We start from the raw sequence: 22877 nt of genomic DNA, 5'->3' as shown, positions 1-22877 counted from the left end.
ACAATATTGATGTCACAGGTACTTCTTATTATTACCTGTGATTTGATTTAAAAAATGAATAATGATGACATATTCATTGAAAAAATGAATTGCCTGTTAGATTATCTGATAATCTAAAACTAAGAGTATTATGCTTTTTTAGGGGGAGGGGAAGAAATAGAGAGGAAAACCTTATAGCCATTCTCTTTATAATAATGGCCTTCTGGTTTTTTAGTTTGAAGAAAATGGATGCTTTCGTAATTAGAATCCATTTCTTCTATGTTATATTCAAATGTGATCTGGTTCTTCGACGAACTCTCTTCTTCATTCACATTATAAGCAATAGAAATATCCACATTCCTGTCTATCAAAGACACCACGGTAGGTGTAAACAGAAATGTGATAAAAATAAAAGCTAATATGTAAGAGAAAATTTTCACAGCGGCAAAAATAGAAGATTCTCGCGACAATCAGCAATAGAAAACCATACTAATTTGTTAAACGAACATCAATTTCCCTTATAGCTTTCGGAGATCACTGGACCGTACCCATCCTTGTGCACCATTGGCAAGCTCAATACGCGACCATTGCTGAAAATCTTCCAGCACCTTCGCCTTGGTACCCTCGTGCAATTCGAAGCTGCTTTCACCGCGCAGGTTTGGTTCATCCCTTACTTCGGCCTCTTCACTGAAGATTATGGCGTACTGGTTATCCTCGATATAGGATTGTTGCTGAAACGCAAATACCACAGAAGCTATGCACAAAATTACGCTGGCAATGGCAGCACCAAAAAGTATGCGCTTATACATGGGAGTGTGCGAAAAATAGTAGAATAAGAAAAGAACCACGAATAGGACCGAAAATGAGATTCCAAGAATGGCCCAGGTAGAGAAGCTAAAAACTGAAATGATCCCGTTAACCCATTGGCCAATGCCTGTTTGTTCAACTTCTTCAATGTCATCTATAGCCATATTTCTGGCAAACTCGATATTGTTCTGAATATCATCATCCCCGGGATTTAACTGAAGGGCCTTTTCGTAATAATATATGCTGGGGGCTACTTTGTTCAGTTTATAATAAGAATTTCCCAGGTTATAATATAGCTCTGCAGAAGCCTCACCCTTATCAAGGATCTCTTCATATTTTGAAACCGCCTCTTCATAATTTCCTTCCTGATAAGCTGAATTTGCCTCTTCAAATAGAGAATCAGTCTGGGAAAACCCAATAAAACCTGCAAGCAAAAAACTCAATAAGATCAACTTTTTCATCACTACAATTGTTTATCAAGAGTTGAAATTACGTTAACGGCCTTATCATAATCGTGCTGCATGGCATCTGAGGATGCCGGCGTGTACCTGGCATATTCACAGCTTTCAAGCAGGGATATAAAATCGGCCGTGGTTTGTTCATCTACCGATCTTTCACGCAGTAAACCATCAATTCTTTCCTTGCTCATCTCGCTGGTTTGGATCCTCAGTTTGGCTTTCAGATAATTATGCATAGACCTTTCAAGTGCCAGGTAGAATTCTTTCTGATCGCCAAGGTTTCTTTTGGCGTCAGACAGGTATTTCCTGGCAAGCTTATCGGCTTTCCTTATCCTGTTCCCTTTTACATCTCTCGCTCTTTCTTCTCTTTTTTTGCCGAATAGAATGAATAAAGGAATAGCTGCAAGAGGCAGAATAAGCGCACTCCAGAAACCTAAAGATCCTAAAAAGCTGTCACTGTTTATTGGTCTCAGGTCTGTTTTAAGCTTTATAAAACGGAACTGATCTCCTGAAAGGGCTATTTTTTGTTTGTTTACACCAGAGATTCCTGAAGGTTCATTCCCGGCAAGCGGACCACGGTCTACATTGATCATAATTTCTTCTGAACCTAAATTCTTATAGGTCTCGGTTGATGGATCAAAATAGGAAAAAGAGAGTGCCGGAATGGGATATTTACCTTTACGGGTAGGCACTATGGTATAGGTTTCTGCAACACTACCCTGCATACCATTAAGGTTGGTATTTACGTTCTCCCTTCTTTCAGGGTCATACATTTCAAGAGAAGAAGGAGCGGTAAGTGCCGGAAGGTCAAATAATTTAAGGTTTCCATTACCACGCACCTCAACTTTGGCTTCAAGGCTTTCACCGGCATTCAATTCGTTCTTACTGGTAGTCACATTGAAACTGAATTTACCAACAGCACCGGTAAAATTTGCAGGCTTTCCATCGGGTAAAGCCTTTACATTTATCTTTTTATTATCGGCCGCTACCGTTTTATTCACTGTCTTATAAATACGGCTTCCAAAGATATCCCGTCTTTCACTTGGAACATCCACAGCGATAGAAAGGGTGAGGGGTTCAATGTTCAATTCTCCGGTCTTCTGAGGATAAAGAATGGTCTTTCTTAATACCACATAGCGATATGGTTCCCCCCTGTATTCGCCATTTTCGACCCGCAATTGCTGAATATCTATACTCTGACTCCAGAAATCGCTGTATTTGGGGCTGTCCAGTTCGCGCCAGTTACTTACACTCACCCGCGGACTAACATATAGTTTATAAACTATAGTGATGGCCTCATTCAGATAAGGATCGCTTTTTGAAACCTCAGCAACCAGGTGCAGGTTATCTTCAGCAATTAGTTCGGTATTGTCGCCATCGGTGGGTTTATCTACAGCGGCAGTAATTTCCACCTCTACCGGGGAGGTTTTGTAGGTCTTATCATCAATAATGATCTCGGCCTGACCTATAGTAAGTTTTCCTCTTGATTTCGGCTGAAGATAGAAACTATAGGTTTTGGAATATTCCATCTTCCCGTTAAGTATGCTGGTACTAATTTTCTGATTGGGACCACCAACAACGGTAAAACCTTCAAAAGATGGTGGTTTGAAGTTGTCACCATCCTCATTCATTTCGAAGTCTACTCTAAGCCGTTCATTAATTCCCAGATTTTCCCTGCTCACTTTGGCCTCAAACCTCACCTGGGCCTGCATAAGGCCACCAGCAAACAATAAAAAACTTAAAATTAAATACTTCAATTTCATCTTTTTCCTCCTAAACAGTAATCTTTTTTGTCGAATAAAAAGCCAGAATGTTACCAGTCTTTTTCAGATTTTACTTTTACACCCTTGGCCTTTTCTGCATTTATCTTGTCCTGAACTTTCTTTTCCTCATTATTCATAGCTTCCAGCAGGTTTTTTATCTGTTGTGGTGAAAGCTGTCCCTGGACAGGGCGCTGCTGTTGCTGTTTTTGCTTATCTCCTTCTCCCTGGTCTTTTTTCTGCTCGTCTCCCTTATCCTTCTCTTTATCTTCATTCTGATCGCCCTCTTTTTTATCTTTCTCGTTCTCTCCCTCATCGTTGGGCTTTTGATCCTGATTCTGGTCATCGCCTCCTTCACCATCCTGGTTCTGATCCTTCTGTTGCTGGTCCTGATTCTGGTCTTCCTTGTTATTGTCCTGGCTGTTCTGATCCTCATTCTCATCCTGACCCTGACCTTCTTTTTCCAGCATCTTTTTAGCCAGTGCAAGATTGTACCTCGTCTCATCATCAGTAGGATCATTTCTTAAGGCGTCCTTATAGGCATCTACAGCTTCCTGGTATTTCTTCTGCTGCATATAAGAATTTCCAAGGTTATGATAAATACGATGCTTTTCTTCCTTTGTTCCAGCAATTTCAGCGGCTTCTTTCAATCGGTGCTCGGCATTAACTGACTTTTCTTTTCCATAATACAGATTCCCCATATTATACTTCGCATTAATATTGGAAGGATCTTTAGAAATGGCTTTCCGGTAAGAAGCTTCGGCATCCGCAAAGTCATTCTCAGCCAAGGCCTCCTGTGCCTGTGCAATATATTCATTAGACTCTTTCAGGAGCTTTTTAGGCTTTTCCTGCGCTTGCATAGAAAGCCCTAACAGGATAAATATTCCCGCTATTATTAAAAATCGCATGTTATTCTGCTTCATCTTTTACTCCTTTCTTCCTTCTTTCATTAAAAAGGTTAAGCCTTCTAACCCAGGCTGTGCTGCGCTCAAGTACAAAAATATCAAGAAATAATAATGCCAAAGCCAATCCGAGGAACCATTGAAAATGAGATTTGAAGTCGGCAAACTGTTTTGCTTCGAATTCGGTCTTCTCAATGTTCTGTAATTCTTCTGTCACCCTGTCAGTTACCTCGTTGGTGATATTCCCTTCAATATAACTTCCATTGGCAGAATTTGCAATTTCCTGCAATGTTCCAGGATTCAATTTGGTAATAACGGTTTCGCCCTGATTATCCTTTTTATAATTCTGAATAACGCCATTCCTTTTGATTGGAATTGGCCCTCCCTTTTCAGTTCCAACCCCTATGGTAAATATCCTGATTCCCATTTCGGCAGCCTGGTTAGCGATATCCTCCACGTTACCCTCATGATCTTCACCATCGCTTATAATGAAAAGTACACGATTGGTCTGCTGTTCATCATCATAATAAGTCGTGGCAAGCTCAATAGCATCACTTATGGCAGTCCCCTGAGAAGAAATCATATCTGTATTAAGTGCCTGAAGGAACATTCTTGCTGCTGAATAGTCTGTAGTAATTGGCAACTGCGGGAAAGCTCCACCGGCATAGGCTATAATGCCTACCCGGTCACTCCCCAGGGTATTCAGGATCTGACTTACCAGCTGCTTGGATTTTTCCAGCCTGCTGGGTGCGATATCTTCAGCATCCATACTTTTGGAGACATCTATCGCAAAAACGATATCCACCCCTTCTCTTTTTACGGTTTCCAGCTTGGTTCCCATCTTGGGATTCACCAGAGCGATCACTAGGCTGGTGATCCCTAAAAGAATAAGTATGAGTTTTATAATCGGTTTTGAACGTGACCGGTTAGGTGCGAGGAATTTCATCAAAGAAGAATCAGCGAATTTCCTGCGTGTCCTGTTCTGCCAGAAAATAAGAAACAGGAAGAACAGAATGATCACCGGGATTGCCAGCAATAACCAAAACCATATTTTTTCTTCCAGTACAAACATCTTAAATAAAACTTCTGAATAATGTGAGTCTTAATAATATTTCGAACAATAGCAGGCCTCCAGCCAGAAGCACCAAAGGTCGGTATTTCTCATCATAGTTATAATAACGGAATTCCTCTATTTCGGTCTTTTCAAGGGAGTCGATCTCGGCATAGATCTCCTGCAATTTTTCATTATCGGTAGCCCTGAAATATTTTCCTCCGGTAGAGGAGGCGATCTCCTTAAGCAGATCCTCATCTATCTCCACCTGAACATTCCCGAACTGAAACCTCCCATTTGGTCGTACCGCAATTGGAGACAAGGCCATACCATTACTTCCAACACCTATCGTATATACCTTGATCCCAAATTCAACCGCCAGTTCACTGGCCGTATTAGGATCGATAAATCCTGAATTATTAACACCATCGGTAAGAAGTATGATCACCTTACTCTCGGCTTCGCTGTCTTTCAACCGGTTCACTGCGGTGGCCAGTCCAGATCCAATGGCTGTTCCGTTTTCCAAAATATTATTATACTCGATATCTTCCAAAGCGTCCAGCACAATTGCTTTGTCACTCGTAATAGGTGTTTTTGTAAAGCTTTCGCCAGCATAAACTACCAGCCCTATACGATCTCCGGGGCGGTCTTTGATAAATTCTTCGGCAACCGCCTTTAAGGCATCAAGCCGGTTCGGCTGCAGATCGCGGGCCAGCATACTGGCAGAAACATCTATTGCCATTACGATATCAATCCCCTGGGTACTGCTGGTCTGGGTAGAGACATCTACCGTTCTAGGCCTGGCCATAGCCATAATGATCAGGGCTAGAACCAGTAATCTTAAAACAAAGAGAGCGGGTCTAAGCTTAGCTAACAGGCCGGATTTTACTTTAAAACCTTTGGTAGAGGATATCTTTAGTTCTGCCGTTTGCTTATTTCGCTTCCAGATATACCAGGCTATTGCCAGGGGAAGCAATAAAAACAGCCAGAAGAATTCCGGGTTTTCAAATGTGAAATTAGCAAACATTCTATTCGTTCAAATTAGTTATTTCTACAGAGTTTATAATACGCTCCGAAATCTCTTTGGCATACTGATCATTTTCATTGAAAATGACCATGATCTGTTCAAAACCTCCATTCTCGGCAAAATTAAGGATCACATATTCATTTGGTATGGATTCCTCGGTTATCGGGTTCACCGCCTCCAGAGTTCCAAAGACCTTCAAGCCCTTTGCTCCGCTCAGGGTGGTAAACTCTTCCTGCTTCATTATGATATTCCTTGCTCCCTGATTCTCGAGGTTGGTATAAATTCCATCCACGGCCTTTTCAAGATCGAAATTCACCTCTCCCTTAAATTTGATCGTACTTAAGGTGGTATAGAAATTACTCAAAAGGCTTCCATAGATAAAGGTTTCATTACCAACCATCATCTGCTTTACCTCCTGTGGCATTTCAATTTCGCCACGCACCAGAACTTCCGGAGTGGTTACTGATACCGGCGGATTGCCATATTCACTTCTTATCCATTCACCTTCCAGCAATTCCTTGGTTGGATGCCCCAGGTAAGTATCTTTAACATAGGTATATCCCTTTGTGGCAATAAGTGCGGTTACACCAATAATGATAATCGCCACACCTACAAGTACTCCCAGAATTATGCGACGTTTCTTCCTCTTCCTGGCCTGCTCTTCCAGAAAGGCTTCATCCTGAAGCAATTCTTCCTCTGTGGGTTCAGGAACCGAGGCCCTGAGGTCATCGATAATATGCTGGGTTCTGGAACGGTCTTCCTTAGCCGTGATCAAATCCGGTTTGGAACGAGCGAATTTTGCAAGGTCGGCACGCTCAAGGATGCGCTTGAAATCCATGATAGTCTCATCGTTAAGATGAAGTCTACCCTGTTGTTTCTGTTCCTTCAGGTAAAGGATCAGCTCATTTGTGGTCATTTCAAGACCGTGATCGTAGATCTTTCTGTCAAGGTACTTACGCGCCGCAAAACTCAACTGGGAGTAATATTCCTTGATCTCTCTCTTTTCAAGCAGCTGTGATTTATCGAGCTTTTCAAGCTCTGCCATAGCCTCTTCATAAGGTGGAAGTTCAGGCTCTGCATCGGCCTTTCGCTTCTGCCTGATGATCAAAAAAGCAACCAGGCCGCCCACCAGAAATATTCCCAGCAGCCACCATAGCCAGTCTGGTATTCTAAAACCCGGAGGCACCTCTACCGATGGTTTTATGGGATAAAGTTTCTGTTTGGTGGTGTCAACCACTACATCATTCACCTCCACGGCTATAGAGTCTGTATAGAACGAATTACTTTCGATCAACACCTCCTGACTCGGAATCACATACTTACCAGAATCGAACTTGGTAAGGAAATATTCTTTTAGGAGCCTATAGTTCCCACCTTTCTGAACGGTATCTGTTTCTAAAGATTCAACCAGTTCCATCGGAGAAAAAGTCTCTCCCTCGGGGAATACCACAAGATCTTCGGGATTTGTCTCTACCTGGATCTTATATTTTATCTGTTCACCAATTTTGATAGTTGTGGAATCTACCGAAGCTGAGACCTGGGTCTGAGCTTCAATATTTGATGACAGAAGGAATACGCCTATAAAAAACAGAAATCCCAGGCAACCTGAGATATGGGTATTTAAATATGTATCCTTATTATATCTTTGCATTTTGGTCTTAAGCTCTTCTTTTAAAATAGCCCAGTAATTTTTTCACATAACTCTCATCGGTACGGTTATTTATTATTCCGGCACCGCTCAGGGAAAAGCTTTGCTGAAAGTAATCAAGCCTTTCCTGGTAATATTTTGAATAAGCCCTGCGAACTGATTTAGAGCCAGTATTTACATTAACATATTCCCCCGACTCCTCGTCCAACATCTGTACCAGTCCCAGATTGGGAATGCTTTCTTCCATCCTGTCATAAACCCTTATTCCAGTTACATCATGCTTTCCCGCAACGATCTTCAGGGTATGCTGATAATCATCGGCCATAAAATCCGAAAGCAGGAACACGATGGCTTTCTTTTTCATCACATTTGAAAGATATTTCAGCGCTCCGGCTATATCGGTTTTCTTTCCTTCCGGCTTGAATTCAAGAAGTTCCCGAATGATGCGAAGCACGTGAGATCTTCCTTTTTTTGGAGGAATATATAGTTCGATGCGATCTGTAAACAGCATCAGGCCTATTTTGTCATTATTGTTGGTAGCAGAAAAAGCCAGTGTGGCTGCGATCTCTGTGATCACATCCTTTTTGAATTGTTCCTGAGTACCAAACATTTCAGAACCAGAAATATCCACCATTAGCATCATGGTGAGTTCGCGTTCCTCTTCAAAGACCTTTACAAAAGGTTCGTTATAACGAGCTGTTACATTCCAGTCTATACTCCTTACGTCATCCCCAAACTGGTAGGCCCTTACCTCGCTAAAGGTCATTCCCCTTCCCTTAAAAGTAGAATGATATTCCCCGCCAAAGACATGATCGCTCAGCCTTCGGGTCTTGATCTCTATTTTTCTTACTTTTTTAAGAAGCTCCTTTGTATCCATCTTTTCAATAAACAATTTTCAATGATCGATAAACAAAAGTTAATTGACCAATGTTAACTGATAATTGCTAATTGTTACGGTACTTCGATCTCATTGACGATCTTATTTACAAGATCTTCAGAAGTAATATTTTCAGCTTCGGCTTCGTAGGTTATACCTATCCTGTGGCGTAACACATCGTGTACCACCGCACGAACATCTTCCGGTACCACATATCCGCGACGTCTAATAAAGGCATAACACTTAGAGGCTATGGCAAGATTGATACTTCCCCTTGGTGAAGCTCCGAAACTTATCAGAGGTTTGATTTCTTCAAGATTATATTTTTCCGGAGTACGGGTAGCGAATACAATGTCAAGTATATATTTTTCGATCTTTTCATCCATATAAACTTCCCTCACAGCTCCCTGAGCCCTGAGTATCTGCTCGAGATCTACCACCGGGTTCACTTTTTCGAAACCATCTTTCAGATTCGCCCTTATAATGAGTTGCTCCTCGGCCATTTGAGGATATTTGATCACTGTTTTGAGCATAAAACGGTCTACCTGTGCTTCAGGTAATGGATAGGTACCTTCCTGTTCTACCGGGTTCTGTGTGGCCATTACCAAAAATGGCTTATCCAGCCTGAAAGTTTCATCTCCAATAGTCACCTGCTTTTCCTGCATGGCTTCCAGTAATGCCGACTGAACTTTTGCCGGTGCACGGTTGATCTCATCGGCAAGCACGAAATTGGCGAATATCGGTCCTTTTTTTATGCTGAAATCATTCACCTTCATATTATAGATAAGCGTACCTATAACGTCGGCTGGCAGGAGGTCGGGTGTGAACTGTATCCTGCTAAAGCTTCCGTGAACCGCCTGTGAAAGTGTATTGATTGCAAGGGTCTTTGCCAGACCGGGCACACCTTCCAGAAGGATATGACCCTGACCCAAAAGACCAATCAGTAAACGTTCTACCATGTGCTTTTGCCCCACGATCACCTTATTCATCTCGCGGGTGAGAAGGTCTACAAAAGCACTTTCTTTCTCAATTTTTTCGTTAATACTGGCAATATCAACAGATGAATCGTTTTCCATCATGATTTTCAGATTTTGATGTCGTGAATATACGCACTTGAAGTAAGCGTCGCAAATTGAAAATTTATTGGATTTTGGATTGTTAAATAAACGTTAAAATACAAAAGGCGATACCGATGGTACCGCCTTTTTGCAAATTGTTTGGTTTGGAAATTAATTATAGTTCGATCTCTCCAAGATCTGTGGTTTCGTTAGGTCTTACCTCTACCTCTGTATTAGTATGGACAGAAAGACCTAAATCGGCCTGCGGTGTTATGGTAATAGTATATTCTCCGGCAGGCACACCATGAAGGGCAAACTCACCTACATCATTAGTATAAGCAGAAATAGTGATATCTGCATCATTTGCCGTTAAAACAACTAAACTCTGTACATTAACCTCAATATCATCTGGAACTGTAACTTTACCAACTACCATTCCTGCATCGGCCTGTGCACTTACTCTAATTACAGGTTTCAGGTTATAACTTCCGTTCCCGGTTGTTACCACAGATTCATCAACGTTAAAATCAAGAAGGAAAGCATAGTTTTCGCCTGCTACGAACTCCTGGTTAATCTGAAGTTTTAATCCTGATTGCTGTGCACTTGGAGTGTTAAGCGGCTTGCTTTCACCATTGATTACAACACTGTTCTCTGAACCAAGAACAAGTCTCATCTGACTAACATATCCAGCAGGCACTTCGGTATCGGCTAGTAACTGGGATACGCCACCTGTAAGTTCCAGAAGATCATAAACCCCGGTTTGAACATCTCCGACACTAACCCAGCCGTCTCCATCGTCATCACCTTCCAGTTCTCCTTCTGCTTCAGTTTCAACATGTATCTCAACATCCTGAACATCCACAAGAACTGCATCGTAATCACCCGGAGCATCGGTCAATCTAACAGTTAGGTTTGCTGTTCCCTCACCATTGTTTGTGCTGGAATCATCTTCACTACAACTGATCAATCCAACAGATACCAGTGTAGCGATCATTAAGCTTTTTAAAGTAACGCTTTTCAAATATTTCATAAGTAGACTTTATTGGTTTTGGCAGGATAACGGCAAGCTTTGTGCTAGATTTTATTTAACTGTTATTATTTAACGAAATTTAACGGAGCTTAACCATGCTTTAATAGAAATTGGAGGTAGGCTAAGCAATATTTATTACATTAGAAATAAAAATTAAAACATGAAAACCGCCCTGATAACCGGTGCTACGAGCGGCATTGGAAGATCTACTGCAAAAAGATTCGCTAAAGAAGGTATAAGAATAATCCTATGCGGTCGAAGAAAGAAACGCCTGGAGGACCTAAAAAAGGAATTAGGTGTGGAAACTGAGGTACAAATCCTCAGTTTTGATGTGAGGAACAGAGAAGAGGTGTTCCACAGTATAGAGTCGCTTCCCGGGAAATTCAGAAATATAGATATCCTTGTTAATAATGCCGGAAATGCACATGGGCTGGATCCAATTCAGTCTGGAAGTATGGACGACTGGGATGCCATGCTGGATATTAATGTTAAAGGTTTGCTGTATGTTAGCAAGGCCATTATACCTGGGATGATTGAAAGACAATCCGGCCATATCATTAATATTGGTTCTACAGCGGGAAAAGAGGTCTATCCAAACGGAAATGTTTACTGTGCCAGCAAACATGCCGTAGATGCCATAAACCAGGGGATGAGAATAGATCTTAACGGAAATGGCATCAAGGTAGGTGCCATAAACCCGGGACTCACACAAACTGAGTTCAGCGATGTGAGGTTTAAAGGAGATTCTGAAAAGGCCGAAAAAGTTTACCAGGGATTTAAAGCCCTGCAAGCCGAAGATATTGCCGATATTATTCACTTTGTCGTAACAAGGCCATATCATGTAAATATCGCAGATCTTACGGTAATGCCTACAGCTCAGGCAACAAGTACTATTGTGGATAAGAATTGATTATTTTCTATTGATATTATTCATTAAAAAATGGCCCATTATCAAAATTTCGAAGAATTAGAAATCTATAAATTAGCCAGGCATCAATGTATTCAAATTTGGAGGTTGATTAATGAGACGAGTCTGTCAAAAGATTATAAATTAAGAGATCAAATTAACGGTTCGTCGGGTTCAGTAATGGACAATATTGCCGAAGGATTTGGAAGAGGAGGAAATAAAGAATTCATTCAATTCTTAAGTTTTGCCCGTGGTTCTAATCATGAAACCCAAGCACAACTTCAAAGGGCTCATGACAGAAACCATAGTTCAGTAAATCAATATCAAGAATTAGTAGAAAAGTCTGAAATTCTAAATGAACAGATCTCAAAATTCATTAATTATTTAAAATCCTCACACAGAAAAGGTTCTAAATACGATTAATAGAAAATACTAATGATCAATAATTAATAGCACAGTATGATCAACAAACGCCTTCTTATTAAGAATTTGCTCGCGCATAACGATGAGAACAGCTTTTATGACAAAAAGCGACAGCTCAATATTGGCGAAAAAGAAGGCAAGGCAAAATTCCTCAAACATATATGTGCGCTATCCAATTCCAACCCGGAGAACAATTCTTATATAGTTATTGGGGTGGAAGATGAAGACAGCCGGATTGTGGGGATAGACTTTTTTGATGACAGTAAGATACAGAACCTCGTGAATGCCTATCTCAGCAATCCACCTATTATATCATATGAGAATATTCCTTTCCCACATCTCCCCGACCATCTGGTGGTGGGTTTGGTAACTATCAGGCCCAACCATGGAAAGATATGTTCTTTCAGAAAAAATATCTGGAAGTATTATGGTGGTTCTGTTTTTTTACGGGATGGAAGCATTAGTATGCCAAAGGTATTCGATATTGAAATAAAGGATGTGAATTCTGCCCTTGTGGCTTCCATAGAGAATCACTCCCATAACAATATTGAATATACCCTGGATGGTGTCTTCGACTTTATGAAAAAAAGAAGGGACTATAATCCAACATATAAGGTCTTCAAAGAATACTTCGTGGTTTGCTGGGCCGGTAAGGAGAAAAAAATAAGGGAAGAAAGTTATTTTTCCCGGGTTGATATCGAATTGATCAACGAACAGGTAAAATTGTTCTATTCAGATCTGGATGAAATAAGCATCAGCGTAGACAAGGATTTTTTCAGGATCATAGAATATGTACACCTGGGATTACATGACCAGTTCAAATATTATCCGCTTGAGGAAGTAATGATCAGGTTCAGGGACAATGGGAGTTATGATATTGACAGCAAACTTTTGTTTGAACCGCCGAAATTCGATAAAAAGACCCTTTACCATATCTATAATACCAATAAGACTCTTATCCAGAAACTGAAAAAAGGTTATGAGCTGACTCCCGGCCAGAAAAAGGATCTGAAGAATCTTCCTTCAACTTATTTATTATGTTATTTAAATAATTTTAAAGAAGCTTTAACCAAACTCGAAGAGGCCAAACCTTATCTTAAGGCCTATAATCCTGAAATTTATCAGTCATACAAAGAAAGTATGCGAATATTAAGAAAGGTGAAATATAATTAATATGTCCAGAAAACTAGTAGTTGGCGATTTGCACGGAGGCTTAAAAGCGCTGATCCAGTTGTTGGAACGAATAGATCTTACCCCTGATGACACACTGATCTTCCTGGGAGATTATGTTGATGGCTGGAGCGATTCGGCTAATACCGTTACTTATCTCATAGATCTGGCCAAACAGAATTCATGTATTTTTATTAGAGGTAATCATGACGATCTTGCCCATAAATGGCTTGAAAATGGAGAAATGAACCAGAAATGGCTGGAACATGGCGGGCAGTCCAGTATAGATGCGTACCGGAATTTTAGCCAAGAAGAAAAAAATTCCCATATCCAGTTTTTCAGGGATATGTTCAATTTTTATAAGGATGATAAGGAGCGACTGTTCGTTCATGCAGGATTTACCAATTTGCATGGCCCCGACTATGAATATCACGAAACAGGCTTCTACTGGGATCGTACACTTTGGGAAATGGTGCTTTCGATGGATGAAGATCTAAAACCAGGAGACTCCAATTATCCCAGAAGGCTGGAGCATTTCAGGGAAATATATATAGGCCATACTCCTGTTACCCGAATAGGAGAGACAAAGCCTTACAACAAGGCAAATATCTGGAATGTCGATACCGGGGCGGCATTTAAAGGACCTGTTTCAGCTATTGATGTAGATACTAAAGAAGTCTATCAGAGTGATCCCGTTCACACTTTGTACCCTGATGAACAGGGCAGAAATTAGGCTTTTTTTATTATTTGCTCTAAAATCATATTCATATCTTTGAAGTTCAATCTATTCGGGTTTTAAAATCACCAGATTGTTTGGAATTGTAAAAAACTGCATGCTTATTGCGGTATTAAACACTTAAGTTACCTGGATAGCTTAGAAAAATTTTAAAAATGGCATTAGACAATATACGTTTAGAAGTGATGCAAACGGTTGAGAAATCTGTACAGGGTTTTATAGACAAGTACCTTATCCCTGTTGAAGAGATATGGCAACCTACAGATCTTCTCCCAAATCTACAGGAAGAGGAAGGATTTGAAGAAGTCCACCAGATTAGAGAAGAAGCCAAGGAGCTCGGATATGATTTCTGGGTAGTACTTGTGGCTGATATGGTGACCGAAGAAGCCCTGCCTACCTATGAATCATGGTTAATGGACATGGAAGGAGTTGAACAGCATGGTCATGGTAGAAATGATCAGAACGCATGGGCCAAATGGGTTCGTCACTGGACCGGTGAGGAGAATCGCCATGGTGATACCCTGAACAAATATCTTTACCTCTCCGGTAGAGTGAATATGAAGGAAATTGAGAAGACCACTCAATATTTGATCAATGACGGTTTTGACATTGGAACCGGAAGGGATCCTTACCGAAACTTTGTTTATACCAGCTTCCAGGAACTTGCAACGAATATTTCTCACAAAAGAGTTGGACAACTGGCCAAGAAGAAGGGTAATAAAATGCTCGGGAAAATGTGTAATATCATTGCAGGAGATGAAATGAGGCATTACATGGCTTACAGAGAGTTTGTAAAAACCATCTTTGAGCATGACCCAAGCGAAATGATGCTTGCCTTCCAGGATATGATGAAGAAAAAGATCGTGATGCCGGCACAGTTTATCAGGGAATCTGGCCAGGGAATCGCCGAAGCTTTTGAAAACTTCTCAAATGCTGCCCAAAGACTGGGTGTTTACACTACTTATGATTATATAGAAATCCTGAAAAAGTTGAACGGATACTGGGAAATCGATAAAATAAGATCCCTTAGCGATGATGCTGAAAAAGCCCGGGATTATTTGATGGCACTTCCCGACAGAATGTCAAGAATCGCGGATAGAATTGCAGTGCCGCAGGATCCACACAAATTCAAGTGGGTTGAGGCCAATGGGATGGTTTAAGAAATGATAATATAGAATAACAAAAAACCTGCTGAAATCAGCAGGTTTTTTATTTATATAATTTACATGTTCTTATGATTTCTGAAGCATTCCCTCTTTCCATAGCTTATAAATAGCAAGGTCCTTTTCCATTAAATTGAGACAAAATGCCAAAACTGCAGCATCATCCAAATAACCCAAAACAGGGATAAAATCAGGAATAAGATCTACTGGAGATAGAACATACAATAAAGCAGCACCAGCTGAGGCAATAATATTGAAAGGAATATCCCTATATGCTCCACTCGTGTAATCTTTCACCAAAGAAAATAAAAGGATAGCATCGTCCAGATATCTTTTTAGTTTGCCTTTACTTTCAAACTTATTCAATATTTTTTCCTCTTCCTCTATAACTTTCCCTACATCCTTCTTTTCAAAATTCTCAGTTCTCTTCTCGTATTCATCTTTGGCCTGTTCTTCTGAAAATTTGCTCATAGATCCCTGATTTTTTAAGATTGTCGAAAAATAAAGATTATCCCTTCTGAAGGCAAGTTTAGGTTCCCTATTTAAGTTCGATTTAACTTTAATCGAAAGTTTATATTTTCTGAAAGCCACTCATAAAAAAAGCCCCGGTTAACACCGGGGCCCAAATTACACTTAAATAAACTAAACTACAGATCGAATTTGATCCCCTGCGCAAGTGGCAGCTCAGTTGTATAGTTTATCGTATTCGTCTGTCTTCTCATATAGATCTTCCAGGCATCCGACCCAGATTCGCGGCCTCCACCTGTCTCCTTTTCACCTCCAAAGGCTCCGCCGATTTCGGCTCCTGAAGTACCAATGTTTACATTCGCAATTCCACAATCGGAACCTTCAGCAGAAAGGAATCTTTCAGCCTCTCGCAGATTATTGGTCATAATGGCCGAAGATAGCCCCTGTTTAACTCCATTCTGGAGTTCAAGTGCATTGCCAACATCTCCAGAATATTTCATGATATATAAAACCGGCGCGAAAGTCTCGTGCTGTACTATCTCAAAATGATTCTCGGCTTCAGCGATAGCAGGTTTTACATAACATCCGCTTTCATAGCCTTCTCCTTCAAGCACACCACCTTCAACAAGTATCTTTCCGCCTTCTTCAACAACTTTATCAAGAGCGGACTGATAATTTTTAACGGCATCCTTATCAATAAGAGGCCCCACATGATTATTTTCATCTAATGGATTCCCTATTCTTATTTGCTTATATGCATTTACTATCGCGTCTTTCACCTTGTCATAAACATCTTCGTGCACGATAAGCCTTCTGGTAGAAGTACAACGCTGCCCGCAGGTTCCAACCGCACCGAACACCGCCCCTATCACCGTATTCTTGATATTGGCATCAGGAGTTACAATAATTGCATTGTTCCCTCCAAGTTCAAGCAGTGACTTTCCAAGACGTGCCGCTACAGCCTGGGCAACAATTTTACCCATTCTGATAGATCCCGTAGCAGAAATCAAAGGAACCCGCTCATCTTTCGTCATCATTTCCCCAACTCTGTAATCTCCCGTGATAAGGGAGGAGATTCCTGCAGGAACATTATTTTCAGCGAACACTCTAGCTGCGATGTTCTGGCAGGCAACTGAAGTAAGCGGTGTCTTTTCTGATCCCTTCCAGATACAAGCATCTCCACAAACCCAGGCAAGAGCAGTATTCCACGACCACACAGCTACAGGGAAATTAAATGCAGAAATGATCCCTACAACGCCGAGGGGGTGATACTGTTCATACATTCTGTGTCCCGGGCGTTCACTGTGCATAGTAAGTCCGTGCAGTTGTCGGGAAAGTCCAACAGCGAAATCACAGATGTCTATCATTTCCTGCACTTCTCCCAGGCCTTCCTGGTAAGATTTTCCCATTTCATAGGAAACCAATTTCCCTAAAGGCTCCTTTAAACGGCGCAACTCATCATTGAACTGACGAACTACTTCTCCCCTTTGAGGAGCGGGCCAGGTTCTCCATTCCTTAAAGCCTTTTTCGGCCGTAGTGATCACTTTTTCGTAATCTTCTTTAGTAGTAGCTTTTACTTTTCCAATAAGTTCACCATCAACCGGCGAGTATGATTCTATAATATCCCCATTACTGAACCAGTCTTCACCAGTAGACGTTCCATTATTAATATCATTTAAACCTAAATCTTTCAGGGCTTGTTTAATCCCGAATTCTTCAGCGATTTTGCTCATTAAATTGCGTTTTTATCGATTAATTTGTGTAGTTGTTGCGAAAATAGTAAAAATAAACCGCTATTCCTCAACTGCAGTAAATCGCTGGTCAACGGGCATCACTTCTCCACATTTATCACAGGTTCGAAGATCTTTATTGCTGTAGAAGTCCCTGAAGTGCTTTAAAAAATCGGTTTCTATATCATGAAGCGGGAAATATACTTCGTGCAGTTTGTTGTTGCAATTATCACAGTACCATATCAATCCGTCTTTCCCCTCTTCATTAAGCCTTTTCCTTTCCACCACCAGACCAATGGATCCATCATGTCTTACCGGTGAATGTGGTATCTTGGCCGGGTGGAGATACATGTCTCCTGGGCCGAGTTTCATGGTTTTCTTTTTTCCGTCTTCCTGGATATGAACCTCTATATTCCCTTCAAGTTGGTAAAATAACTCCTCGGTCTCATTATAATGATAATCCTTACGGGCATTGGGACCTGCAACGATCATCACTATATAATCACCAGATTCCCTGTAGAGGTTTCTGTTTCCTACCGGGGGCTTTAAACTTTCCCGATTCTGTTCAATCCATTTGTGTAAATTGAAAGGTCCTTCAACTGTCATAATCAATATTTTACTTAAAATTACTCAATATGCTTCACACAGGGTCATAATACCTACAAGAAATTTCAGCCTTTGTAATATTAGCCCTAATAAATTTTAATGAATTTGATTAACTTTCGGCTTAAACCAAATCTTTATGAAAAAATTACTCCTTCTTTTTAGCCTTATATTATTTATCTCCTGTAATGAAAATACTTCTGAAACTTCAAAAGAATCCAACCAGAAAGCCGAAAAAACCACCGAAAATGACAGCCTGCCAAATTTTGGGATCGTGATCCACGGAGGCGCAGGAACCATCCTCAAAGAGAATATGAGTGACTCGCTTGAGCTGGCATATAAAGCTAAACTGGAAGAAGCCATACGCACTGGTCACGAAATCCTTGCAAATGGAGGAACCGCAATTGAGGCCGTTCAAAAAACGATCAATGTCATGGAAGACAGTCCGCTTTTCAATTCAGCTCGGGGTGCTGTTTTTACTAATGAAGGAAAGAACGAATTGGATGCATCAATTATGGATGGGTCTACTCTAAATGCCGGCGCGGTGGCAGGCGTAACCAATGTCAAAAATCCTATTAACCTGGCCTATGAAGTAATGGTGAATTCAGACCACGTGCTGCTTTCAGGAAAAGGGGCGGAACAATTTGCAAAAGAACAAGGGCTTGAAATAGTTGATCCGGAATATTTCTATACAGAGAGACGGTTTAAGGCCATGGAACGCGCACGGCAACGAGAGAAGACTGGAAACAAAACAGCATTTTATGATCCGCTTGTAAAAGATGAAAAATTTGGCACCGTTGGCTGCGCGGCTCTGGACAAAAATGGAAACCTTGCCGCCGGAACCTCAACGGGTGGAATGTCCAATAAAAAATATAACCGGATTGGAGATTCGCCTATCATTGGAGCCGGGACCTACGCGAATAATAAGACCTGTGCGATTTCCAGTACGGGATGGGGAGAATATTTTATTCGCGGCGTAGTTGCCTACGATATATCGGCAATGATGGAATACAAAGGTTTAAGCTTGCAGGATGCTGCTCAAGAGGTAATCCAGAAAAAATTACCTGAACTTGGAGGAGATGGTGGTATTATTGCTATAGACCATGATGGTAATGTAGCTATGGAATTCAATACAGCTGGCATGTACAGAGCAACCATGAATAAAAAAGGTGAGTTGAAAATTGGTATTTACGGAAAATAAGATCATAAGCCTTTTCCTGATCCTCTTATTTTTAGGTCTTGATCTAAAAGCCCAGACGCCTAAAAATAATGATTCAGTTCCCTCTACCTGGGAACTCTTAAAGTATGACGGAGTAAGTGCCTTTGGCGGGCTTAAAAAAACCTATAGCCAACCCCTTAAATGGCAAAAGGATGATTTCCTCACAGCTGGTGCAGTAGTTGCCGGTACAGCCGTTCTCTATATTTTTGATGACGAGGCAAATGAATGGTTCCGAAATCAGGAAGATGATATACCCATGTTCATTCAGGATTTTGGCTGGTACTATGGCAGCCCCCAGAATAATTATGCGGTGAACGGGGCGGTTTATCTCTACGGATTGTTCACCAGAAATGAAAAGGTAAGAAGAACAGGTGTTCTTATGATCTCTGCTGCGACCACTGCCGGAATCATTCAGTCTATATTAAAAACAGCCGTGGGCAGGGCAAGACCCAAAGAAGGATTGGGAAAAGGAGATTTTAAACCCTTTAGCAATGAACCCAATTATCATTCATTTCCTTCAGGCCACACCATTCTTTCCTTTACAACAGCTTACGCCCTGTCAAAACAGTTTAAAAATCCATTTGTCAAAGCAGGAATTATTGGTATAGGTCTAATTCCTCCTGCCTCAAGATTATGGGAAGGTGCTCACTGGCTTACAGATGTGGGTCTTAGTATGGCTCTAAGCATACTGGTAGTGGATTCTATTGACAATTATCTTACGAAAGAAAGGGATTATGGCCAGAAAGAAGATTCAGGAATAAGCTGGAAATTCAATGTTGGGCTGGGAAGAATAGGTGTTACCGGAACTTTTTAACTTTCCTCTATAAGTTTGGTAAAGGCCAAATTGATAAATTTAAGAGCTAAATTTTTTGTAATGAAAAGCAGCTTCAGTGACATTATAAATAGTGACACCCCGGTTCTGGTAGATTTTCATGCGGATTGGTGCGGGCCATGTAAAATGCTATCCCCAATTCTAAAGGAGGTAAAGGCAGAGCTTGGGGATAAGGTGAAGATCGTTAAGATAGATGTGGACAAGAATCAGCCCCTGGCCGCCAGATATCAGGTACGTGGAGTACCTACTATTATGCTTTTTAAGAACGGTGAGCAATTATGGAGACAATCGGGAGTTTTGCCGAAGGAAGAGATAAAGAATAAAATACTCTCTTTTAATTAAAGCTCATTTAATGGCGGAACTCTAAATGCTTCAACATCCCATCCTGCACGATTGGCACCAGCCTGGTAAGCCGATTCCAAAAATTCCAACAAAACTTTTCTTGGGTTTTCTTTCTCCCTAAGATCAGCATAGGTAAGTATGGCCATCGGGCTTCCGTTGTTCATGATCCAGTTAGCGTTTGATGGCTCCAGTTCTTCCATATCTATGTCCTCTGGAGAAGGATATGTATATGAATAGAATGCAGGTTCCTGAACATTTTCGTCTCCTGCCCAGAAACCAAAGCTTATACACTCATGGCTGTAAGCTTCCTTATCTGAAATTCTCGCTTCTTTAGGCATTTCTGGAGCTCTCTTCCCGGAGAAACGTGTTACTGCAAGATCCATGGAGTGCCAGTACAAATGAACCGGGCAGGTCTTTCCGTAGAACCGACCGCTGAATTCCTTAAAGACCGAATCTATCCAGAGAAAAGTATGCCAGTAGGTAGTAGCAAATAAAGCATCATAGTGACGGATATCTGTGATCTCTGAAAAATCTTTATCAATATTCAGTTCATAAGGCCTGGAATGAATGCTTACCTCAATATCCAGTTCCTTTAAAAATTCCATTACCCGTTCATAGAACTGAGCCACGCTAAGGTCATGTTCCAATTCAAAGGAACGGGATTCTCCATTGCTCTTAAAAACAATGAATTCATGATCAAGAATGTCCAGGGACATGGAAAAGGAAGCGTATCCATTCTCAATAGGAATTGGGCCAGTGGTAAAACCTTTTTCATTTACATACAATGTGATATACCACCAGTGATTCTTTCTAGGGGTTAAAGCCATCCTTATTTTTCCAATGATCTGAAAAAAGAGATGCAGGGTAAGCTTTTTATTTTCATTACCCACATATTTTAATTCCGGTAACCTATTCCCTGGTATCATTTCTTAATTCAGTTTACCTCCTTTAGCTACCCACCATGGATGAACCTCTACCTCAAGTCTTCCGGCCTTAACCATTGGATCCAGCCTGGCAAGACTATCGGCCTCTTTTTGTGTTGGAGTATTAAAAACCACAATTCCCCTGATCTTTCCGTCATCGCCCATTGGGCCGGTAAGACTGGTGTAACCTTCATTATAAAGCCTGGAAAGATGGGCCAGATGCTTCTCTTGTAACTCAGCCGCCTCGGTTGAGTCCTGGCTTCGGTTTGGTCCTGACTTTAAAAATACCACGTAATACTGCTGCATTAAATAGGTGGTATCCCCATCTTTATAACTAAAAGTCTGATACCCATCTTTTTTAAGCTGATCCTCAAGATTTTTGATGCCTGGAACCTCAACAGAATCCTTTTCTGCTTCCTTGACTTCATTCTTTGAAGTTTCATTTTTATGCGAATCCTTGCAGCCCAGCAATAGAGCTAAGATCAAAACAGTAATAATTCCTTTCATTAGTTCCAGTTTTTATAAGGGTTTTCTATCAGTTTTGAGTTATAATAGTCCAGGTTTCCGGTGACTTCAGCACCAAGCCATGCCGGTTTTTCAAAATGCTCGTCTTCTTTTTCAAGCTCTATCTCGGCCAGAACCAATCCCTCATTATCATCTAAAAATTCATCAATTTCAAATGTATGATCACCAATATTTACATGGTACCTGTATTTCTCTATCTTCCCAGGTTCACATATTTTAAGTAATTCCCTGGCTTCGCTTACCGGGATTTCTTTTTCCCATTCAAATCTGGACAGGCCATTTTGGGAAGACTTGCCTTTGATAGTAATAAATGCCTCATCATCATTTATTCTAATTCTTATGGTTCTTTCAGGATGTGTATTCAGGTAGGCCTGTATTATTAATTTCTTTTTATCGGCCTGCTTTTTAAATTCATCAGAATTCACCAGGAATTTACGCTCTATTTCGGTCATATTTATTCGTTATATCTGTTTGCTATCCTTTTAATCTCATCAGACTCTATCTTTCCGCTGGAATATTCGCTGTTCGCGAGAAAGATCATAGCTTTTGCAATAGTTTCAGGGTGTATGCTCCTGTATTTTTTAAGTTTTCCCACAAGAAGATGATCCCCCAGAGTCATGATCTTCTTCCATGCATATTCCATAGGCCTGCTTTCCTGCCTTTCGCCTCCAATAAGTGAGGGCCTGAGGATATAGGTATTCTCAATACGGTGTTCCATGACCGCCCCTTCCATTTCACCCTTTGTTCGATTATAAAAGAATCGGCTATTTTCATTGGCTCCCATGGCGGATATGACCTGGAAAGTGCGAATCCCATTGAGTTTAGAAAGCCTTGCGGCAGTTGCCGGAATGCCGAAATCTACCATTCGGTAGATCTCCTCGTCGGGTGTTTTTCTCTGTGTACTCCCAACACAGCAAAAGACTTCGTCAGCAGTAAAAAGTGCTCCTACCTTTTCCAGTTCAAAAAGATTTATGAGGAATTCCTCAATCTTAGGATGTTTCTGGCTTACATGTTGACGTGAAAAGACCTTGATCTTTTCATACCGTTCATCCTTAAGCAATTTCTCAAGGAGAATACTGCCCGTTAAACCCGTAGCACCAAGAATTATTGCGCTTTTTCCAGTCATCTAAAAATGTCTTCTCCTCCGGCTCTATATGTTATTTGAGGGAATAAAATCTTCAAACCGAATGATTACAAACTTAAATTTACAATTTTGCCTAAACAATCCTTTAAATCTTT

General features: G+C 40.9%; 25 protein-coding genes. 8 read left to right on the top strand and 17 right to left on the bottom strand.

Annotated features, from left to right (window positions below; all coding sequences use genetic code 11):
- Positions 1 to 128: 128 nt before the first annotated feature.
- From NE848_RS10325 to NE848_RS10280, 10 genes are all read right to left on the bottom strand, one after another.
- Entirely contained in the window at positions 129 to 419 is a 291-nt protein-coding gene (locus tag NE848_RS10325; RefSeq protein WP_252113176.1) for a hypothetical protein, read from the bottom strand.
- Positions 420 to 497: 78 nt separating this feature from the next.
- Positions 498 to 1247, bottom strand: a complete 750-nt coding sequence (locus NE848_RS10320) for a tetratricopeptide repeat protein (RefSeq protein ID WP_252113174.1) — start codon at positions 1245 to 1247, stop codon at positions 498 to 500.
- A gap of 2 nt (positions 1248 to 1249) precedes the next feature.
- Positions 1250 to 3007 (bottom strand): BatD family protein, encoded by a 1758-nt coding sequence (locus NE848_RS10315; protein ID WP_252113172.1) that lies wholly within the window; start codon positions 3005 to 3007, stop codon positions 1250 to 1252.
- 50 nt (positions 3008 to 3057) lie between these two features.
- A complete protein-coding gene (locus NE848_RS10310; RefSeq protein WP_252113170.1) occupies positions 3058 to 3912 on the bottom strand; it encodes a tetratricopeptide repeat protein in 855 nt (284 codons plus the stop codon).
- Position 3913: 1 nt separating this feature from the next.
- Positions 3914 to 4978 (bottom strand): VWA domain-containing protein, encoded by a 1065-nt coding sequence (locus NE848_RS10305; RefSeq protein WP_252113168.1) that lies wholly within the window; start codon positions 4976 to 4978, stop codon positions 3914 to 3916.
- 1 nt (position 4979) lies between these two features.
- Positions 4980 to 5984, bottom strand: a complete 1005-nt coding sequence (locus NE848_RS10300; RefSeq protein ID WP_252113166.1) for a vWA domain-containing protein — start codon at positions 5982 to 5984, stop codon at positions 4980 to 4982.
- Between the two features lies 1 nt (position 5985).
- A complete protein-coding gene (locus tag NE848_RS10295) occupies positions 5986 to 7635 on the bottom strand; it encodes a BatD family protein (RefSeq protein WP_252113164.1) in 1650 nt (549 codons plus the stop codon).
- A 7-nt stretch (positions 7636 to 7642) separates the two neighbouring features.
- Positions 7643 to 8509 (bottom strand): DUF58 domain-containing protein, encoded by an 867-nt coding sequence (locus NE848_RS10290; protein ID WP_252113162.1) that lies wholly within the window; start codon positions 8507 to 8509, stop codon positions 7643 to 7645.
- A 74-nt stretch (positions 8510 to 8583) separates the two neighbouring features.
- A complete protein-coding gene (locus NE848_RS10285) occupies positions 8584 to 9588 on the bottom strand; it encodes an AAA family ATPase (RefSeq protein ID WP_252113160.1) in 1005 nt (334 codons plus the stop codon).
- Positions 9589 to 9742: 154 nt separating this feature from the next.
- On the bottom strand, positions 9743 to 10597 hold the full coding sequence (locus tag NE848_RS10280) for a DUF4382 domain-containing protein (RefSeq protein ID WP_252113158.1): 855 nt from the start codon (positions 10595 to 10597) through the stop codon (positions 9743 to 9745).
- Positions 10598 to 10757: 160 nt separating this feature from the next.
- On the opposite strand from NE848_RS10280, the gene NE848_RS10275 reads away from it, so the two are divergent.
- From NE848_RS10275 to NE848_RS10255, 5 genes are all read left to right on the top strand, one after another.
- On the top strand, positions 10758 to 11507 hold the full coding sequence (locus NE848_RS10275; RefSeq protein WP_252113156.1) for an SDR family NAD(P)-dependent oxidoreductase: 750 nt from the start codon (positions 10758 to 10760) through the stop codon (positions 11505 to 11507).
- A 30-nt stretch (positions 11508 to 11537) separates the two neighbouring features.
- The gene (locus NE848_RS10270) at positions 11538 to 11927 is read left to right on the top strand and encodes a four helix bundle protein (protein WP_252113155.1); all 390 of its coding nucleotides are present in this window, start codon (positions 11538 to 11540) and stop codon (positions 11925 to 11927) included.
- Between the two features lie 36 nt (positions 11928 to 11963).
- A complete protein-coding gene (locus NE848_RS10265) occupies positions 11964 to 13100 on the top strand; it encodes an ATP-binding protein (RefSeq protein ID WP_252113153.1) in 1137 nt (378 codons plus the stop codon).
- Position 13101: 1 nt separating this feature from the next.
- Positions 13102 to 13830 carry a metallophosphoesterase family protein gene (locus NE848_RS10260; RefSeq protein ID WP_252113151.1) on the top strand — a complete coding sequence of 243 codons (729 nt, stop codon included), beginning with the start codon at positions 13102 to 13104 and terminating at the stop codon, positions 13828 to 13830.
- Positions 13831 to 13988: 158 nt separating this feature from the next.
- Positions 13989 to 14993 (top strand): acyl-ACP desaturase, encoded by a 1005-nt coding sequence (locus NE848_RS10255; RefSeq protein WP_252113149.1) that lies wholly within the window; start codon positions 13989 to 13991, stop codon positions 14991 to 14993.
- A gap of 72 nt (positions 14994 to 15065) precedes the next feature.
- Here the strand turns inward: NE848_RS10255 and NE848_RS10250 are convergent, their stop codons facing one another.
- The 3 genes from NE848_RS10250 to NE848_RS10240 all read right to left on the bottom strand — a co-directional run bounded on the left by NE848_RS10250 (position 15066) and on the right by NE848_RS10240 (position 17800).
- Positions 15066 to 15467, bottom strand: coding sequence for a YkvA family protein (locus NE848_RS10250; protein ID WP_252113147.1), 402 nt, complete (start codon positions 15465 to 15467; stop codon positions 15066 to 15068).
- 176 nt (positions 15468 to 15643) lie between these two features.
- Positions 15644 to 17197: an L-piperidine-6-carboxylate dehydrogenase gene (gene amaB, locus NE848_RS10245; protein ID WP_252113145.1), complete on the bottom strand. Its 1554-nt coding sequence runs from the start codon at positions 17195 to 17197 to the stop codon at positions 15644 to 15646.
- Positions 17198 to 17257: 60 nt separating this feature from the next.
- Complete coding sequence (locus NE848_RS10240; RefSeq protein WP_252113143.1) at positions 17258 to 17800, bottom strand: 3-hydroxyanthranilate 3,4-dioxygenase; 543 nt, start codon at positions 17798 to 17800, stop codon at positions 17258 to 17260.
- Between the two features lie 136 nt (positions 17801 to 17936).
- Here NE848_RS10240 and NE848_RS10235 point away from each other — a divergent pair, with 136 nt between their 5' ends.
- From NE848_RS10235 to trxA, 3 genes are read left to right on the top strand one after another with little or no spacing between them, the layout of a single operon-like run.
- A complete protein-coding gene (locus tag NE848_RS10235; protein WP_252113141.1) occupies positions 17937 to 18998 on the top strand; it encodes an isoaspartyl peptidase/L-asparaginase family protein in 1062 nt (353 codons plus the stop codon).
- Positions 18979 to 19830 (top strand): phosphatase PAP2 family protein, encoded by an 852-nt coding sequence (locus NE848_RS10230; RefSeq protein ID WP_252113139.1) that lies wholly within the window; start codon positions 18979 to 18981, stop codon positions 19828 to 19830. The genes NE848_RS10235 and NE848_RS10230 overlap by 20 nt, the downstream gene beginning before the upstream one ends.
- Positions 19831 to 19890: 60 nt before the next feature.
- Complete coding sequence (gene trxA, locus NE848_RS10225) at positions 19891 to 20190, top strand: thioredoxin (RefSeq protein WP_252113137.1); 300 nt, start codon at positions 19891 to 19893, stop codon at positions 20188 to 20190.
- Here trxA and NE848_RS10220 read toward each other — a convergent pair.
- Genes NE848_RS10220 through NE848_RS10205 form a run of 4 tightly spaced genes read right to left on the bottom strand, consistent with a single transcriptional unit; the run spans position 20187 to position 22764 of the window.
- Positions 20187 to 21116 carry a DUF5996 family protein gene (locus tag NE848_RS10220; protein ID WP_252113135.1) on the bottom strand — a complete coding sequence of 310 codons (930 nt, stop codon included), beginning with the start codon at positions 21114 to 21116 and terminating at the stop codon, positions 20187 to 20189. The genes trxA and NE848_RS10220 overlap by 4 nt on opposite strands.
- Before the next feature lie 3 nt (positions 21117 to 21119).
- A complete protein-coding gene (locus NE848_RS10215) occupies positions 21120 to 21620 on the bottom strand; it encodes a YciI family protein (protein ID WP_252113133.1) in 501 nt (166 codons plus the stop codon).
- Positions 21620 to 22090, bottom strand: a complete 471-nt coding sequence (locus tag NE848_RS10210) for a CYTH domain-containing protein (protein ID WP_252113131.1) — start codon at positions 22088 to 22090, stop codon at positions 21620 to 21622. Before NE848_RS10210 ends, NE848_RS10215 begins: the two co-directional genes overlap by 1 nt.
- A 2-nt stretch (positions 22091 to 22092) precedes the next feature.
- On the bottom strand, positions 22093 to 22764 hold the full coding sequence (locus tag NE848_RS10205) for an NAD(P)H-binding protein (RefSeq protein WP_252113129.1): 672 nt from the start codon (positions 22762 to 22764) through the stop codon (positions 22093 to 22095).
- Between the last annotated feature and the right edge of the window lie 113 nt (positions 22765 to 22877).

This window comes from Gramella jeungdoensis (assembly GCF_023805255.1).
GTDB classification, from domain to species: Bacteria; Bacteroidota; Bacteroidia; order Flavobacteriales; family Flavobacteriaceae; genus Christiangramia; species Christiangramia jeungdoensis.
The sequence above is the reverse complement of the archived record's forward strand: the minus strand, read 5'-3'. Positions and strand labels throughout refer to the sequence as shown.

Coding starts and splice junctions, on each gene's coding strand:
- NE848_RS10205 (WP_252113129.1), bottom strand. CDS start 22,764: ATGACTGGAAAAAGCGCAATAATTCTTGGTGCTACGGGTTTAACGGGC.
- NE848_RS10290 (WP_252113162.1), bottom strand. CDS start 8,509: ATGGATACAAAGGAGCTTCTTAAAAAAGTAAGAAAAATAGAGATCAAG.
- NE848_RS10295 (WP_252113164.1), bottom strand. CDS start 7,635: ATGCAAAGATATAATAAGGATACATATTTAAATACCCATATCTCAGGT.
- NE848_RS10285 (WP_252113160.1), bottom strand. CDS start 9,588: ATGATGGAAAACGATTCATCTGTTGATATTGCCAGTATTAACGAAAAA.
- NE848_RS10220 (WP_252113135.1), bottom strand. CDS start 21,116: ATGATACCAGGGAATAGGTTACCGGAATTAAAATATGTGGGTAATGAA.
- NE848_RS10265 (WP_252113153.1), top strand. CDS start 11,964: ATGATCAACAAACGCCTTCTTATTAAGAATTTGCTCGCGCATAACGAT.
- NE848_RS10235 (WP_252113141.1), top strand. CDS start 17,937: ATGAAAAAATTACTCCTTCTTTTTAGCCTTATATTATTTATCTCCTGT.
- NE848_RS10215 (WP_252113133.1), bottom strand. CDS start 21,620: ATGAAAGGAATTATTACTGTTTTGATCTTAGCTCTATTGCTGGGCTGC.
- NE848_RS10255 (WP_252113149.1), top strand. CDS start 13,989: ATGGCATTAGACAATATACGTTTAGAAGTGATGCAAACGGTTGAGAAA.
- NE848_RS10275 (WP_252113156.1), top strand. CDS start 10,758: ATGAAAACCGCCCTGATAACCGGTGCTACGAGCGGCATTGGAAGATCT.
- NE848_RS10320 (WP_252113174.1), bottom strand. CDS start 1,247: ATGAAAAAGTTGATCTTATTGAGTTTTTTGCTTGCAGGTTTTATTGGG.
- NE848_RS10305 (WP_252113168.1), bottom strand. CDS start 4,978: ATGTTTGTACTGGAAGAAAAAATATGGTTTTGGTTATTGCTGGCAATC.
- NE848_RS10280 (WP_252113158.1), bottom strand. CDS start 10,597: ATGAAATATTTGAAAAGCGTTACTTTAAAAAGCTTAATGATCGCTACA.
- NE848_RS10315 (WP_252113172.1), bottom strand. CDS start 3,007: ATGAAATTGAAGTATTTAATTTTAAGTTTTTTATTGTTTGCTGGTGGC.
- NE848_RS10300 (WP_252113166.1), bottom strand. CDS start 5,984: ATGTTTGCTAATTTCACATTTGAAAACCCGGAATTCTTCTGGCTGTTT.
- NE848_RS10260 (WP_252113151.1), top strand. CDS start 13,102: ATGTCCAGAAAACTAGTAGTTGGCGATTTGCACGGAGGCTTAAAAGCG.
- NE848_RS10240 (WP_252113143.1), bottom strand. CDS start 17,800: ATGACAGTTGAAGGACCTTTCAATTTACACAAATGGATTGAACAGAAT.
- NE848_RS10270 (WP_252113155.1), top strand. CDS start 11,538: ATGGCCCATTATCAAAATTTCGAAGAATTAGAAATCTATAAATTAGCC.
- amaB (WP_252113145.1), bottom strand. CDS start 17,197: ATGAGCAAAATCGCTGAAGAATTCGGGATTAAACAAGCCCTGAAAGAT.
- NE848_RS10250 (WP_252113147.1), bottom strand. CDS start 15,467: ATGAGCAAATTTTCAGAAGAACAGGCCAAAGATGAATACGAGAAGAGA.
- NE848_RS10310 (WP_252113170.1), bottom strand. CDS start 3,912: ATGCGATTTTTAATAATAGCGGGAATATTTATCCTGTTAGGGCTTTCT.
- NE848_RS10210 (WP_252113131.1), bottom strand. CDS start 22,090: ATGACCGAAATAGAGCGTAAATTCCTGGTGAATTCTGATGAATTTAAA.
- trxA (WP_252113137.1), top strand. CDS start 19,891: ATGAAAAGCAGCTTCAGTGACATTATAAATAGTGACACCCCGGTTCTG.